A 13,455-nucleotide genomic window follows, 5' to 3' on the forward strand; every position below is an offset into this window, starting at 1 on the left:
CGTTTCCGCCCGATCGTCCGGCCCGTACGGTCGGTCAGGCCCTACGGAGCATCGGGGGATGCACATGAAAAGCGCTCCGCACCTGCTGGCCGAGGACCGCCCCGAGTACGAGCGGATCCTTGCCGACGCGCTGCGTCATGCTCACGAACGGCCGGATCTCGACGGAATCGGCGACCGTCTCAACACCGAACAGCTGCGGACCATGGCGCTCAACGCCACGCCGCTGATCACCGCGGCGGCGGCCACCGAGTACGACCACTACGTGAAGGTACGCGGTGAGCTGCGCGGCCCCGGGGCCCCGGACACCCACGCGTCCGCCCTGGGCGCCGACACGGAGGAATCCGATCCCACGGGCGCCGGCACCCTCGCGGTGATCGCCGTGCTGGCACCGGTCCTCGCGGGTACGGCCGCGCTGATATTCCTGGCCGTCGGCTACCCCCTGAAGGCGCTCAGCCCGGCCCCGTCCTTCGCCGGAACCATGGTCGCCGCCGGGTGGTTCTTCGCCGCCGTCGCCGCCGCCGCCATCCTCGTCGCCGCGGTCGGCCTCCTCGTCACCGCCCTGCGCAACGGCGCCACCGCGCTGCCGGCCATGGACGAGGAGGAGGAGCTGCCGGAGGACGTGGCGCGAGCCCGGGAGGCATGGCGCCACGCTCTGCTGGAACGCGGGATCCTGCCCTTCCTCCGTGACGCGCTGGCCGATCCGACCGCAGGGCCCGCCTCGCGCACGCCTCACCGCTCGCCCAACCGGATCCCGAAGATCGGCTACAGCAGGCCCGACTTCTCCGGACCGGAGGGCGGCCCCTCGGCCGGCCCCCGCCCCACGTTCACCAGCCCCGACTTCACCAGCCCGGACTACGGCGGCCCGGAGCACCAGCCGGAGTGATCCGGCGGGGCCGGCACGGCAGAGGCCGGAACGGCTCGCTGCCGTGCCGGCCTCTGCGGACATCACACCCGGTGAGGAACTCAGATCCCCTGCGGGGCCAGCTTCGGGTTCGGGCCGTACTCGTTGACCTCGCGCGCGCCCTCGGTGCACATGAAGACGAGCAGGATGATGCCGCCCACGAGCGGGACGAACGAGATCAGGATCCACCAGCCGGAGCGGCCTGTGTCGTGCAGGCGGCGCACCACGACGGCTATCGTCGGGATGATCACGGCCAGCAGGTAGATGATGTAAGGAATCTGCGAGTCGATGGCCAAGCCGAGCGCGCTCAGGACGACCGCGACGATGAAGTTGAAGAGTACGAACATCCAGTACTCCTTGCGGCGCGCCCTCCCGCCGAAGCCCGCGTAGTTCTTGAGTACAGCCAGGTACCAGTTCACTGTGCTTCCCTCCCCTGGCGCCCCCGTTCGGGACGCACACCAATTTCGGCCAAGCACAGCGGAAGGTAAAGCACAGATAAGGAAACGGTCAACAGCATTCGGGCGGCCGCGGAAACTTACATCGACCTGCAGCACGGCTGTGTCCATACTGACGCCGAAAGTTCCTCGAAGGCGCGACAGGACGGTGCCGAACGGCTTGAACCAGCCATTGTGGGCACTCTTCATGCCCTATCGACGCAATCTGATGATCAGACAGACGGTCGCTGCCGCCCAGCGTTACACCGGATCGCACGGATGATCCCGCCGGGTGACAGCGTGACGGAGAGCGGCGTCCGCCTGGTGACGGACGACGGTGACCAGCCGTTCGCGGTGGGCTCCGCGGAGGCGGACCGGCCCGGACTGGTGGCCTGACGAGCCCTCCACCGCCGAGGCGGCCGGATCAGCCGGCCGCCCCCGCCGCTGATCCGGCCGCGTCAGCCGGCCGGCCTGCCGCCCGTCTCCGCCAGAGGCAGGTACACGCGGTTGCCGCTCGCCGCGAACTCCCTGGACTTCTCCGCCATCCCCGCTTCGATCGCGGCCTGCTCGTCACCGTGCTCGCGCCGGATGTCGTGGGAGATCTTCATCGAACAGAACTTGGGGCCGCACATCGAGCAGAAGTGGGCCGTCTTCGCCGGCTCGGCCGGCAGCGTCTCGTCGTGGAACTCCCGCGCGGTGTCGGGGTCGAGCGCCAGGTTGAACTGATCCTCCCAGCGGAACTCGAACCGGGCGTCCGACAGCGCGTCGTCCCACTCCTGTGCGCCGGGGTGCCCCTTGGCCAGGTCCGCCGCATGAGCGGCGATCTTGTACGTGATGACCCCGGTCTTCACGTCGTCACGGTTGGGGAGCCCCAGGTGCTCCTTGGGCGTGACGTAACAGAGCATCGCCGTCCCCCACCAGGCGATCATCGCGGCGCCGATGCCCGAGGTGATGTGGTCGTACGCCGGTGCGACGTCCGTGGTGAGGGGACCCAGCGTGTAGAAGGGCGCCTCCTCGCAGATCTCCTGCTGGAGGTCGATGTTCTCCTTGATCTTGTGCATCGGGACATGCCCCGGACCCTCGATCATGGTCTGTACGCCGAACCGCTTGGCGACGGTGTTCAGCTCGCCGAGCGTCCTGAGTTCGGCGAACTGGGCCTCGTCATTGGCGTCGGCGATGGAGCCGGGACGCAGCCCGTCACCGAGCGAGTACGTCACGTCGTACGCCGCGAGGATCTCGCAGAGCTCCTCGAAGTGCTCGTAGAGGAAGGACTCCTTGTGGTGCGCCAGGCACCAGGCGGCCATGATGGACCCGCCGCGCGAGACGATCCCGGTCTTGCGACGGGCCGTCAGCGGGACGTACGGCAGGCGCACTCCGGCGTGCACCGTCATGTAGTCCACGCCCTGCTCGGCCTGCTCGATGACGGTGTCCTTGTAGATCTCCCAGGTCAGCTCCTCGGCACGGCCGTCGACCTTCTCCAGAGCCTGGTAGAGCGGAACGGTGCCGATCGGTACGGGGGAGTTGCGCAGCACCCATTCGCGGGTGGTGTGGATGTTGCGGCCGGTGGAGAGGTCCATGACCGTGTCGGCGCCCCACTTGGTGGCCCACGTCATCTTGTCCACCTCCTCCTCGATCGAGGAGGTGACGGCGGAGTTGCCGATGTTCGCGTTGACCTTCACCAGGAAGCGCTTGCCGATGATCATCGGCTCGGTCTCCGGGTGGTTGACGTTGGCCGGGAGGACCGCCCGGCCCGCCGCGATCTCCTCGCGCACCACCTCGGGTCCGACGTTCTCCCGGATCGCGACGTACTCCATCTCCGGGGTGATCTCGCCCCGGCGGGCGTACGCGAGCTGCGTGACGGGCCGTCCGTCGCGGCTGCGGCGCGGCTGGCGCGGGCGGCCCGGGAAGACCGCGTCCAGGTTGCGCAGACCGCCCCTCGGCGAGGTGTGCCTCAGCCCGTCGTCCTCGGGACGCGCGGGTCGTCCCGTGTACTCCTCGGTGTCCCCCCGGGCGATGATCCAGTTCTCCCGGAGCGGGGCGAGCCCCCGGCGTACGTCGGTGTCGGTGGTGGGGTCGGTGTACGGCCCGGACGTGTCGTACAGCGTCACGTCCTTGCCGTTGGTGAGGTGCACCTGACGGACCGGCACCCGGAGATCCGGGCGTGAGCCCTGGACGTACCCCTTGTGCCAGCCGATGGACTTCCCGGCCTCTTCGCCCTCCGCATGCGGGGCGTTCTGATTCGAGGCAGGCGTGCGTGCGTCCGCTGTGGTCATGAGACCTACTCCCTACGCCGGCATTACCCGGTAACAGGTTCGGCGGTCGGCGCAGCGTGTCCCGTACGGATGTACGGAGGTCAGCGCCCTCTCAGCCCGGTGCTCCGAGCTCCCGCGTGTACAAATGTGCCTCCACGCTAACCTCCGTTCTGGCGTGCTGGCCAGAGGGCCTCCGTGGTTCTTGGGATGATCGCGGGGTGACGTCCACCGGAAGCGCCCCCGAGCCCCACGGCCCCGCATCAGGCAGCACACAGAGTCATGCGCACGGCCACACCCACAGCCACGGTCCTGCCGCACCCGTGTCCAAACACCTGCGCAAGGTCATCGCAGCCGTACTGATCCCCTTCGCCACGGCGGTCCTGGTCGGCCTCGTGGCCTTCTGGCCCGGCGGGGCACCCGCCCATGAGCGCACGGGGGTCGGCTTCGACCGCCAGACCCAGGACGGGCAGGTCACCAAGGTCGTGCGGGTCGACTGTGCGGACGTCAACGCCTCGCAGGTGCCGCCGACCGGAGACACCTCCACCCCGTCGGGACGCGAAGCCGTCAACGAGCAGTCGGGGGAGTGCAAGAAGGCCACGGTCGAGGTGACCACCGGCAAGGACAAGGGCCGTACGTTCGTCGAGGTCGTCCAGCCCGACGCGCCCCGGCAACTGCGCGAGGGCCAGGGGGTGGTCGTCGCGTACGCACCCGACGCACCCCGGGACCTGCAGTACTCGGTGACCGACATCGACCGCTCGTTCCCGATGGCGCTGCTCGCCGGGATCTTCGCCCTCGTGGTGGTCGCGGTGGGCAGGCTGCGCGGCTTGATGGCCCTGATCGCACTCGCCGTGTCGTTCGCCGTACTGACCCTGTTCATCCTCCCGGCGATCCTGCAGGGCTCGAATCCCCTGGTCGTCGCGGTGATCGGGGCCAGCGCCATCATGCTGATCGCCCTCTACACCTGTCACGGGCTGACGGCCCGCACCTCCGTGGCCGTCATCGGCACGCTGATCTCGCTGCTGCTGATCGGGCTGCTCGGCTCGCTCTTCATCGGCTGGGCGAGCCTGTCCGGGAACACCGATGACAACACCGGCCTGATCCATGGGCTGTACCCGGACATCGACATGAGCGGCCTGCTGCTCGCCGGTGTGATCATCGGCTCGCTCGGTGTGCTCGACGACGTGACCGTGACCCAGACATCGGCGGTCTGGGAGTTGCACCAGGCGGACCCGACCATGGGCGTACGCCGGCTCTACAGGGCGGGCATCCGGATCGGGCGCGACCACATCGCCTCGGTCGTCAACACGCTCGTACTCGCCTACGCGGGCGCGGCGCTTCCCCTGCTGTTGCTGTTCTCGATCGCAGAGAGCAGCGTGGGCACGGTGGCCAACAGCGAGCTGGTCGCCGCGGAGATCGTCCGCACGCTGATCGGCTCGATCGGACTGGTCGCCTCGGTGCCGGTGACGACCGCGCTCGCGGCCCTGGTGGTCTCCGCGGACCGCACGGGGCTCGGCGCGGAAGCCGGAGCTCCTGCACCCGCACGGACCGGGAGGGGACGACGCCGCAAGGCGTGAGCCGGGATACCGGACGCATGGACCCGGGGCCACCGGTGACCGGTGGTCAGCCGGGTCTTCCTACTTCAGCCGGCGTTCTGTTCCTTGGCGAGAATGCGGCCCAGCGCCTCTTCCAGATTGCCGTCGAAGTCACCCAGCGTGTGCTCCTGCCCCAACGGCACCAGCTTGTCCGTCCGGTCGAGAAATGCCACAAGAGGTGCCGTGCCGGCCCTGAAGAGCGCACGGTCCGCGCCGACCTGAAGGCGGATGTGTACATCCGACAGTCCTTCGGGCTCGGTCGGGCCGATGTGCACATCGCCGTCACCACTGGGGCTGTTGAGACCGTCGAGCAGCAGCTCACGGCCGAATGCCCAGGTGACGGGGGCGTCACCTGGCAGGTGGAAGGTCATCCGGATCGCATACGGATCACTGACCTCGTACCGGAGCTCCACCGGAATACGGAAGGAGAGCTCCTCGGAGACGAGGAAGCTCATCATGACCTCTGCTTGAACCGACTCGCGCATCGTTCAACCCCGCAGTAGATGAAACTGGCCAGGAATGATCCCCCATGGCCCTATTGACGCCATCGTGGTGCACGCGATAGCAGATCACAAGGAGTGATTTTTCAGATACTGATAGAGAACACGAACGAGCGCAAGAGAGTGGTCACTTCGCAGCGTAGTTGTTCGACTGCGGGGAGCAACCGTTCTTCTTGGTGCAGGGGGAGAGAAACGGCCATGGCCGCCAGGGCGCTACCGACAGTGATCGGAATGGCCGCGCAGACAGTCCCCAGGGCGTACTCCTGCCGTTCGACAACAGGTTCCGTACGTTTCATCGATCTGAGCCGGCTCAGCAACGCCTGACGGTCCCTTACGGAGTAACGCGTCAGCGGCCGGACCGGGTGGCGGTCCAGATGGTCCTCGCGCGCACGCTCGTCGAGCTGCCCGAGGAGACACTGCCCGAGGGCATGGGCATGGCCCGTCTCGCGGAACGAGGCCCACTCGTGCACCGCGGGGACGGCCGGAGTATCCGCCACGGCGACCATCTCGATCTCGCCATCCTTGTACAGGGCGCAGTACACGGGGGCGCCGATGACATCCGCCCAGTGGGCGAGCGACTCGACGATCACCCCGGGGCGCGGCGTCGCGGGGCCTCCCCCCAGCCGCTCGGCCGCGGCTCCGAAAAGGAAGACGCCGTTCTCCCTGCGGAGATACCCCTCATGGGTCAGGGTCCGCAGCAGGTGGTAGGCGGTCGGAAGGGGAAGCCCGGCCTCCCGGGCGAGCTGCTTGGCCGGCGCCCCGTCCCGGTGGGTGCCCACAGCCTCCATAAGTCTCAACGCCCGCTGAACCGAACCGATCAACGTCGGGACAGCGGTACTCGATGCCGTGGTCACAGGTCACCCCCAGGCATGGTGACGGGCTCGCGGCCCACCCGCGGGGGCCGCCCCCACGGGCCCGCCGCGAGCCTGGGGTCCGGAGACCGGACGGTCGCACAAACCACTGGGCAGGATGGTGACGGTCCGTCATTTCCCAGCTGGCGGCAGCGGTACGCCACTGTATCCGTACGTTCAGTCACGAGTGAGGTTTCGACCGTGACTTAGCTCAGCTGGGCTAATCGTCGGATCCCACGACCCGTCACTGTGACGCCGGAACCCCGTGTGCCCGGTCGCCCGGCCGCGGCTCCTACCAGTCGCTGCGCTCGGACGAGGACATGAACTTCCGTACGACGAAGATCAGGCCGCCCACGAGGACGACGAACACCAGCGCCTTGAACAGCAGTCCGATGACGAACCCGACCACACTGGCGATCAGGCCGCCGAACACGACGATCGCGACGAGAGGCACCGCGACCCACTTCACCCACCAGGGCATCCCCGCGAAAATCTCCCGTACCGCCATCGCCGCTACCTCGTCTCTGTGAGTACCTGTCTCGATGCTAGAGGCGCGGGGGTGGCCGGCGGGCGTCCGGGAGCCCTTGAAGTCCCCTGAGCGATCCCCTAGGGAACATCGGGACGCGAGAGCCCCCGCCCCCGGGAAACCGGGTCAGCCTTCGGGCGGGGAGAAGATCACCATCACTCTGAGGTCCTCGGTGATGTGGTGGAACTTGTGAGCGGCGCCCGCCGGTACGTACACGACGCTCCCCCGAGCCACCTGCGTGGTCTCCGTACCGACCGTGATCGAGGCGCGGCCGCTCATGACGAGGTAGACCTCGTCCTGCTTGTGCGGCTGCTGCGGGTCGAGCGCGCCGGCGTCCAGGGCATACAGCCCCACGGACATGTTGCGTTCCCGGATGAACTGCAGATAGGCGCCGTCGTTGGCAGCGCGTTCCGTCTCCAGCTCGTCCAGTCTGAATGCCTTCATCGTCCGTCCGCCCCTCGTACCCGTGCTGCTCTGCTCCGGCGGTGTCCGCCACAGATCATGTCTGCCACGATCAGACACATGAAGAATTTCGTAGTCAAGACGATCGCCAACGCGGGTGCGCTGGCCGTAGCCATCTGGTTGCTCCAGGACATCACGCTGACCGGTGGCAACACCTGGCGCAAGGTGCTCACCCTGATCGTGGTGGCCCTGCTGTTCGGTCTGGTGAACTTCATCGTCAAGCCGGTGGTGAAGCTGCTCACCCTGCCCCTGTTCATCCTGACGCTCGGCTTGATCACACTGGTGGTCAACGCCCTCATGCTGATGCTGACCTCGTGGCTGGCCGGCGTCATCGACGTGAGCTTCCATGTCGAAGGCTTCTGGACCGCGGTCCTGGGCGGGCTGATCATCTCGGTCGTCTCCTGGGCGCTCAACGTGGTGCTCCCCGACGAGGACTGATGCGCCCCTTGATGACACAGTGCAGAAACGGACCGGTGGACGCCGGGGAGAGATGAGGTAGCGACATGAGCACCACGGGCGACGGGACACGGGCGGTACGAGCGGGCCTGCCGGAACCGGAGCAGTACGAGCCCACCCTTCCCGGTCCGGTCTTCGCCGCGCACTTCCATCTGTCCGGCGAGCCGGTCGGCCCCTACACCTACGGCCGGGAGACGAATCCGACCTGGACCCACCTCGAGCGCGCCATCGGCGAGCTGGAGGCACCGGGGGAGCAGGTGGAGACCACGGTCTTCGCTTCCGGGATGGCCGCGATCTCGTCCGTGCTGCTGTCCCAGGCGCGCACGGGGGACGCCGTCGTCCTGCCGAACGACGGTTATCAGGCTCTCCCCCTGGTGCGGGAGCAGCTGGAGGCGTACGGCGTCGAGGTGCGGACCGCTCCGACCGGCGGGGACGCCCAGCTGGAACTGCTCGACGGAGCGAAGCTGCTGTGGATCGAGACCCCCTCCAACCCCGGTCTCGACGTCTGCGACGTGCGCAGGCTGGTGGAGGCCGCCCACGCCTCGGATGTCCTGGTGGCGGTCGACAACACGTTGGCCACCCCTCTCGGCCAGCGTCCCCTCGAACTGGGGGCGGACTTCTCGGTGGCGAGTGACACCAAGGGCATGACCGGGCACGGGGACATCCTGCTCGGCCATGTGAGCTGCCTGGACCCGGAGCTGGCAGCCGGAGTACGGCGCTGGCGCAAGGTGGTCGGCGCCATTCCCGGCCCCATGGAGGCCTGGCTCGCGCACCGTTCGCTGGCCACGCTGCAGCTGCGGACCGACCGTCAGTGCGCGACCGCCCTGACACTGGCCGAGGCCCTGGCCAAGCGGGCGGACGTGGCGGGAGTGCGGTACCCGGGGCTGCCCCAGGACCCTTCGTATCCCACCGCGGTCCGGCAGATGCGGCGCTTCGGCTCGGTGGTCTCGTTCGTGCTGGCGGACAAGGAGACCGCGGAGCGCTTCCTGGCAGGGCTTCGCCTGGTCGACGACGCGACGAGCTTCGGCGGCGTGCGCTCCACCGCCGAGCGACGGGCTCGCTGGGGCGGGGACGCCGTGCCGGAGGGCTTCATCCGGCTCTCGGTCGGTGCCGAGGACCCCGAGGATCTGCTGGCGGACGTGGAGCGGGCGCTGGACGCCGCCGCGCGCTGACCTTCCCTTTCAGCCCCGCGATCCCTGTCGGGCCCGTGGGTCCCCATCGGGCCCGTCCGCCCCTTTCAGATCCTTCGGTCCTGGCAGGACCGGTCCGGGACGGGCGTCCCCGTCAACCCGACCGGTCCTGCTCCGGACGAGTGGTCCGAGCCTCCCCCCTCGTGACTCGGACCACCCCGGTTCCTACGCCGAGAACCGCTTGGACAAGGCTAGTTGACTCTGCGTCAGTGTCCAATCACAGTAGCGACAGCAACCTATCGACATATTTATAGTTGGGGTCGCCGTGAGCGACGGTGCGGGACTGCGCGGTGCCGCGAGAGCTGGAGGGGGCGGACCATGGACCTGGCCCTGCTGCGCACATTCGTCACGGTGCACCGGGCCGGATCATTCACCCGGGCCGCCGCCCTGCTCGGGCTGTCCCAGCCGGCCGTCACCTCGCAGATACGCGCACTGGAGCGTCAGCTGGGCCGCCCGCTCTTCCTCCGCAGGGCCCGCGGGGTGACCCCGACCACCGTCGGCGACGAACTGGCCCACCGGGCCGCCCCTCACCTGGACGCCCTGGTCGACATCGTCGAGGTGGAGCTCGACGCGGAGGCGGGGACGCGCACACTGCACCTGGCGGGCCCCCCGGAGTTCACCTCCGTACGGGCTCTGCCCGCCCTCGCCCCGCTGATCTCCCAGGGGCTCGCGCTGCGCAGCACCTTCGTCGCGAACTCCGAGGAAACCCTGGAAGGGCTGGCGGCCGGACATCATGATATGGCCATCACCACGGCCCGTCCGCGCGGTGGGCTGCTGACGTCGACCACACTCTGCGACGAGGAGCACGTACTGGTCGCCGCGCCGCGTTGGGCAGGGCGCCTGGGGCCCGGCGCGTTGCGCCACAACGGCTCCGTACTCCTGGAGCAGCTGCCGGTGGTCGAGGTACACGAGAGCCTCCCTCTCGTCTCCCGCTACTGGGCGACGGTCTTCGACAGCCGCCCCGCACCCTCCGCCGCCGTGATCGCGCCGGACCTCCGTGCAGTTCTGGAGTGCGCGGCAGCGGGTGCCGGCCTCGCCGTGCTGCCGCGCTATCTGTGCGAGGACGCGCTGGAGCGGGGGGAGGTCGTGGCACTCCTCGACCCGCCGATTCCACCACTGCGCACCTACTTCCTCATCGCGAGGACCGGCACACTCGGTCTCCCGCACATCGCGCGGGCGCACGAGTGGCTGGTGCGCGCCGCCGTCGACTGGTGACCGGTCGGCCGAGAGGAGTTTCAGATCAGGTTTCCTGGGCCACTCTCTTGCCATGACCGAACGTCCAGTGGTCAAGCGCACTGCCCGCGCCGTCCTCCTCGACGGCGATGACCTCATCCTGATCAAGCGCACGAAGCCAGGGGTCGACCCGTACTGGATCACGCCGGGTGGCGGAGTGGAGCCGGAGGACGCCACCGTCGTCGACGCGCTGCACCGCGAGGTCGACGAGGAGCTCGGCGCCAAGATCTTCGACGTCGTGCCCTGCTTCGTGGACACCGTCGAACACATCGCCGGTGGCGGCGTCAAGGGCGTGAAGGTGCAGCACTTCTTCGTCTGCCGACTGGCTTCGATGGACCTGTCGCGTCGCCATGGACCGGAAATCGACGAACCATGCGGTGAGTACGAGATCGTCCGCGTGCCCTTCAGCCGTATCGGTATCGCGGCCGTGCATCTCGTACCCCTGTCGCTGCGGCACTACCTGGACGGCAATATCGAGGGCGTGCGGGCGACGCTCGCCCCCGACCTGGGCTGATCCGGCCGGGGCGGGTACGGCACAGGCAGGGTTACTCCAGCACACGCCGAGGCCAGCGGCCGGGGATACGTTCGCTGTCAGATCACCGCGCACTCCGCGATCGGCGCCGTGTTTCACGTGAAACCACTCCGTGTCCTGGACGCTGCTGCGTCCTTGTCGCCCCCGTAGCAGTGCCCGTGAGTTGGACGGGCCTCACCGCGCCATCGGTACTGAAGCCGTGGGGGCCGACTCGCCGGGACCGACGGGCGCGGCAGGCTCAGCCGTCTGCGCGGCAAGAAGTCGGCCTGGTGTGACAGCACGCCGCTCGAGAGCACCGGAGAGCACCGCCAGAAGCAGCGCGGCCGCCGCTAGGGCGGCGCCGACCCAGTTGGGTGCGGTGTAACCGAACCCGGCCGCGATCACGATGCCGCCGAGCCACGCCGAGAGCGCGTTTCCGAGATTGAAGGCCCCGATGTTGACGGCAGAGGCCAGGGTGGGCGCACCGGCCGCCTGGTCGAGAACGCGCTTCTGGAGCGGCGGAACGGTCGCGAAGCCGAGAGCTCCGATGAGGACGATCGTCACCGCGGCGGTGATCTTGTTGTGCGCGGTCAGCGTGAACAGGGCCAGGACCGCGGCCAGCGCACCGAGCGACACGTACAGCATCGGCATCAGATGGCGGTCGGCGAACTTCCCGCCGAGCAGGTTCCCGCCGACCATCCCGAGCCCGAAGAGGACCAGCAGCCAGGTGACGGAGGACGTCGCGAAGCCGGCGGTCTCCGTCATCATCGGGGTGATGTAGGTGATCGCCGCGAATACGCCGCCGAAGCCCAGGACCGTCATCGCCATGGCGAGCAGAACCTGCACATTGCGGAACGCGGCCAGTTCGTGGCGGATTCGCCCCCCTTGGGGCTTGGGCTGCTCAGGAACGAGCTTCGCCACGCCGAGGAGGCCGAGGACGCCGAGCCCCGCCACGACGAAGAACGTGACGCGCCAGCCGAGGGTCTGGCCTATGAAGGTCCCCAGCGGGACTCCCACGACGTTGGCGACAGTGAGCCCGGTGAACATCATGGCGATGGCACCGGCTTTCTTCTCCGGAGCGACCAGATCCGCCGCGACAACGGATCCGATACCGAAGAAGGCACCATGGGCGAGTGAGGCGATCACTCGTCCGGTCAGCATCACACCGAAGGTCGGGGCGAGTGCGGAGACGACGTTCCCCACGATGAAGAGCCCCATCAGGAGCATCAGCATCCGCTTCCGGGTCACCCGGGTGGACAGGGCGGTCATCAGCGGAGCGCCGAGGACCACCCCCAATGCGTAGCCCGTGACCAGGAAGCCTGCGGTCGGGATCGAAACCTGGAAGTCCGCCGCGACATCGGGAAGCAACCCCATGATCACGAACTCGGTGGTGCCGATACCGAAGGCCCCGATGGCGAGGGCGAGGAGCGCGAGCGGCATGGGAGTGACCCTCCTAGAAGATTGCGCCTGCGTCTTACGAGCGGAAACAATAATTGCAGACGCTGTTTAATTGCAAGCGCGGGCTATTGCGTAGGTGCCCTATCCTGGAGGGAGCAGCTGAGGGAAGCAGCTCCCGTACGGAGGAGAGACCATGACAGCGACAGATCCCGCACTGACGGCCCTCGCCCAGAGCTGGTGCGCGCTCTCCCTGCTCCACGGGAAGATCGAGGCCCGCATCGAACGGGCCCTGCAGACTGGCCACAGCCTCAGCGCCCGTGAGTTCTCCCTGCTCGACGTCCTGAGCCGCCAGCACAGCGGTACCGGCGGGCACCTGCAGATGAAGCAGGTGGCGGACGCCGTGGTGCTGAGCCAGAGCGCCACCACGCGGCTGGTCACCCGGCTCGAGGACCGGGGACTCCTCACCCGCTACCTCTGCGACACGGACCGGCGGGGGATCTACACCGACGTGACCGAAGCGGGTCTCACGCTGCTGAGTGAGGCGCGGCCGACCAACGACACCGCGCTCCGCGCCGCTCTCGACGAGGCTGCCGAGAATCCGGAGCTCGCCCCGCTGGTCCGGACGGTCGAGGCACTGAAGGTCCCTGCCTGAACCGGCCGGTTTGCGTAGTCTGCCGGTCATGAGCGATCTCGACATACGTCCCGCGGCACTCGCGGACATCCCCGCCATCGTGGCCATGCTCGCCGACGACCCACTGGGCGCGCAGCGCGAGTCCCCGGACGACCTCGCTCCGTACCACGCGGCGTTTCGGCGGCTCGCCGACGACCCGAACCAGCATCTGACCGTGGCCGTGCGCCAGGGCCGCGTCGTGGGAACCCTCCAGCTCACGATCGTGCCCGGGCTGTCCCGGCGTGGTGCGACCCGCTCCCTCATCGAGGGCGTCCGCGTCCACGCGGACGAGCGCGGCAGTGGCCTCGGCACGCAGCTCATCCAGTGGGCCGTCGATGAATCCAGGCGTCAGGGCTGCCAGTTGGTGCAGCTGACCTCCGACGCCACCCGCACGGACGCTCACCGTTTCTACGAGCGGCTGGGCTTCACCGCGAGCCATGTGGGCTTCAAACTCACCCTCTGAACCGCAGGGTTGCGGC

Annotated in this window: 15 protein-coding genes; 8 read left to right on the forward strand and 7 right to left on the reverse strand. The window is 68.4% G+C overall.

The window, feature by feature from the left end:
• Window positions 1-58: 58 nt before the first annotated feature.
• A complete protein-coding gene (locus ACZ32T_RS14550; protein WP_467271618.1) occupies window positions 59-883 on the forward strand; it encodes a hypothetical protein in 825 nt (274 codons plus the stop codon).
• A gap of 80 nt (window positions 884-963) precedes the next feature.
• Here the strand turns inward: ACZ32T_RS14550 and ACZ32T_RS14555 are convergent, their stop codons facing one another.
• On the reverse strand, window positions 964-1,320 hold the full coding sequence (locus tag ACZ32T_RS14555; RefSeq protein WP_467271620.1) for a DUF805 domain-containing protein: 357 nt from the start codon (window positions 1,318-1,320) through the stop codon (window positions 964-966).
• 473 nt (window positions 1,321-1,793) lie between these two features.
• Window positions 1,794-3,608, reverse strand: coding sequence for a phosphomethylpyrimidine synthase ThiC (thiC, locus tag ACZ32T_RS14560; RefSeq protein WP_467271621.1), 1,815 nt, complete (start codon window positions 3,606-3,608; stop codon window positions 1,794-1,796).
• A 197-nt stretch (window positions 3,609-3,805) separates the two neighbouring features.
• Here thiC and ACZ32T_RS14565 point away from each other — a divergent pair, with 197 nt between their 5' ends.
• On the forward strand, window positions 3,806-5,161 hold the full coding sequence (locus ACZ32T_RS14565) for a YibE/F family protein (protein ID WP_467367115.1): 1,356 nt from the start codon (window positions 3,806-3,808) through the stop codon (window positions 5,159-5,161).
• Between the two features lie 65 nt (window positions 5,162-5,226).
• Here the strand turns inward: ACZ32T_RS14565 and ACZ32T_RS14570 are convergent, their stop codons facing one another.
• The 4 genes from ACZ32T_RS14570 to ACZ32T_RS14585 form a co-directional block, all read right to left on the reverse strand.
• Entirely contained in the window at window positions 5,227-5,664 is a 438-nt protein-coding gene (locus tag ACZ32T_RS14570; RefSeq protein ID WP_073750747.1) for an SsgA family sporulation/cell division regulator, read from the reverse strand.
• Between the two features lie 101 nt (window positions 5,665-5,765).
• On the reverse strand, window positions 5,766-6,533 hold the full coding sequence (locus ACZ32T_RS14575; protein ID WP_467271625.1) for an IclR family transcriptional regulator: 768 nt from the start codon (window positions 6,531-6,533) through the stop codon (window positions 5,766-5,768).
• A 289-nt stretch (window positions 6,534-6,822) separates the two neighbouring features.
• Window positions 6,823-7,038 (reverse strand): DUF5326 family protein, encoded by a 216-nt coding sequence (locus ACZ32T_RS14580; RefSeq protein ID WP_467271627.1) that lies wholly within the window; start codon window positions 7,036-7,038, stop codon window positions 6,823-6,825.
• 144 nt (window positions 7,039-7,182) lie between these two features.
• Window positions 7,183-7,500 carry a cupin domain-containing protein gene (locus ACZ32T_RS14585; protein ID WP_467271629.1) on the reverse strand — a complete coding sequence of 106 codons (318 nt, stop codon included), beginning with the start codon at window positions 7,498-7,500 and terminating at the stop codon, window positions 7,183-7,185.
• Between the two features lie 78 nt (window positions 7,501-7,578).
• Here ACZ32T_RS14585 and ACZ32T_RS14590 point away from each other — a divergent pair, with 78 nt between their 5' ends.
• From ACZ32T_RS14590 to ACZ32T_RS14605, 4 genes are all read left to right on the forward strand, one after another.
• Complete coding sequence (locus ACZ32T_RS14590; RefSeq protein ID WP_467271631.1) at window positions 7,579-7,956, forward strand: phage holin family protein; 378 nt, start codon at window positions 7,579-7,581, stop codon at window positions 7,954-7,956.
• A 65-nt stretch (window positions 7,957-8,021) separates the two neighbouring features.
• On the forward strand, window positions 8,022-9,146 hold the full coding sequence (locus ACZ32T_RS14595) for a cystathionine gamma-lyase (protein WP_467367117.1): 1,125 nt from the start codon (window positions 8,022-8,024) through the stop codon (window positions 9,144-9,146).
• A 336-nt stretch (window positions 9,147-9,482) separates the two neighbouring features.
• Complete coding sequence (locus tag ACZ32T_RS14600; protein WP_467367119.1) at window positions 9,483-10,379, forward strand: LysR family transcriptional regulator; 897 nt, start codon at window positions 9,483-9,485, stop codon at window positions 10,377-10,379.
• Between the two features lie 52 nt (window positions 10,380-10,431).
• Window positions 10,432-10,911 (forward strand): NUDIX domain-containing protein, encoded by a 480-nt coding sequence (locus tag ACZ32T_RS14605; protein WP_467367120.1) that lies wholly within the window; start codon window positions 10,432-10,434, stop codon window positions 10,909-10,911.
• Window positions 10,912-11,103: 192 nt separating this feature from the next.
• Here ACZ32T_RS14605 and ACZ32T_RS14610 read toward each other — a convergent pair whose 3' ends face one another.
• The gene (locus tag ACZ32T_RS14610) at window positions 11,104-12,348 is read right to left on the reverse strand and encodes an MFS transporter (protein ID WP_467271639.1); all 1,245 of its coding nucleotides are present in this window, start codon (window positions 12,346-12,348) and stop codon (window positions 11,104-11,106) included.
• A 151-nt stretch (window positions 12,349-12,499) separates the two neighbouring features.
• On the opposite strand from ACZ32T_RS14610, the gene ACZ32T_RS14615 reads away from it, so the two are divergent.
• Both ACZ32T_RS14615 and ACZ32T_RS14620 read left to right on the forward strand, forming a co-directional pair.
• Window positions 12,500-12,958 (forward strand): MarR family winged helix-turn-helix transcriptional regulator, encoded by a 459-nt coding sequence (locus ACZ32T_RS14615; RefSeq protein ID WP_467271640.1) that lies wholly within the window; start codon window positions 12,500-12,502, stop codon window positions 12,956-12,958.
• 28 nt (window positions 12,959-12,986) lie between these two features.
• Complete coding sequence (locus ACZ32T_RS14620; protein WP_467271642.1) at window positions 12,987-13,439, forward strand: GNAT family N-acetyltransferase; 453 nt, start codon at window positions 12,987-12,989, stop codon at window positions 13,437-13,439.
• The last annotated feature ends 16 nt before the right edge of the window (window positions 13,440-13,455 follow it).

This window comes from Streptomyces sp. NPDC023573, assembly GCF_055559735.1.

Excerpts from the sequence above, each read along its gene's own strand:
- ACZ32T_RS14590 (WP_467271631.1), top strand. The coding sequence starts at position 7,579 with ATGAAGAATTTCGTAGTCAAGACGATCGCCAACGCGGGTGCGCTGGCC.
- thiC (WP_467271621.1), bottom strand. The coding sequence starts at position 3,608 with ATGACCACAGCGGACGCACGCACGCCTGCCTCGAATCAGAACGCCCCG.
- ACZ32T_RS14600 (WP_467367119.1), top strand. The coding sequence starts at position 9,483 with ATGGACCTGGCCCTGCTGCGCACATTCGTCACGGTGCACCGGGCCGGA.
- ACZ32T_RS14595 (WP_467367117.1), top strand. The coding sequence starts at position 8,022 with ATGAGCACCACGGGCGACGGGACACGGGCGGTACGAGCGGGCCTGCCG.
- ACZ32T_RS14550 (WP_467271618.1), top strand. The coding sequence starts at position 59 with ATGCACATGAAAAGCGCTCCGCACCTGCTGGCCGAGGACCGCCCCGAG.
- ACZ32T_RS14605 (WP_467367120.1), top strand. The coding sequence starts at position 10,432 with ATGACCGAACGTCCAGTGGTCAAGCGCACTGCCCGCGCCGTCCTCCTC.
- ACZ32T_RS14615 (WP_467271640.1), top strand. The coding sequence starts at position 12,500 with ATGACAGCGACAGATCCCGCACTGACGGCCCTCGCCCAGAGCTGGTGC.
- ACZ32T_RS14570 (WP_073750747.1), bottom strand. The coding sequence starts at position 5,664 with ATGCGCGAGTCGGTTCAAGCAGAGGTCATGATGAGCTTCCTCGTCTCC.
- ACZ32T_RS14610 (WP_467271639.1), bottom strand. The coding sequence starts at position 12,348 with ATGCCGCTCGCGCTCCTCGCCCTCGCCATCGGGGCCTTCGGTATCGGC.
- ACZ32T_RS14585 (WP_467271629.1), bottom strand. The coding sequence starts at position 7,500 with ATGAAGGCATTCAGACTGGACGAGCTGGAGACGGAACGCGCTGCCAAC.
- ACZ32T_RS14580 (WP_467271627.1), bottom strand. The coding sequence starts at position 7,038 with ATGGCGGTACGGGAGATTTTCGCGGGGATGCCCTGGTGGGTGAAGTGG.
- ACZ32T_RS14620 (WP_467271642.1), top strand. The coding sequence starts at position 12,987 with ATGAGCGATCTCGACATACGTCCCGCGGCACTCGCGGACATCCCCGCC.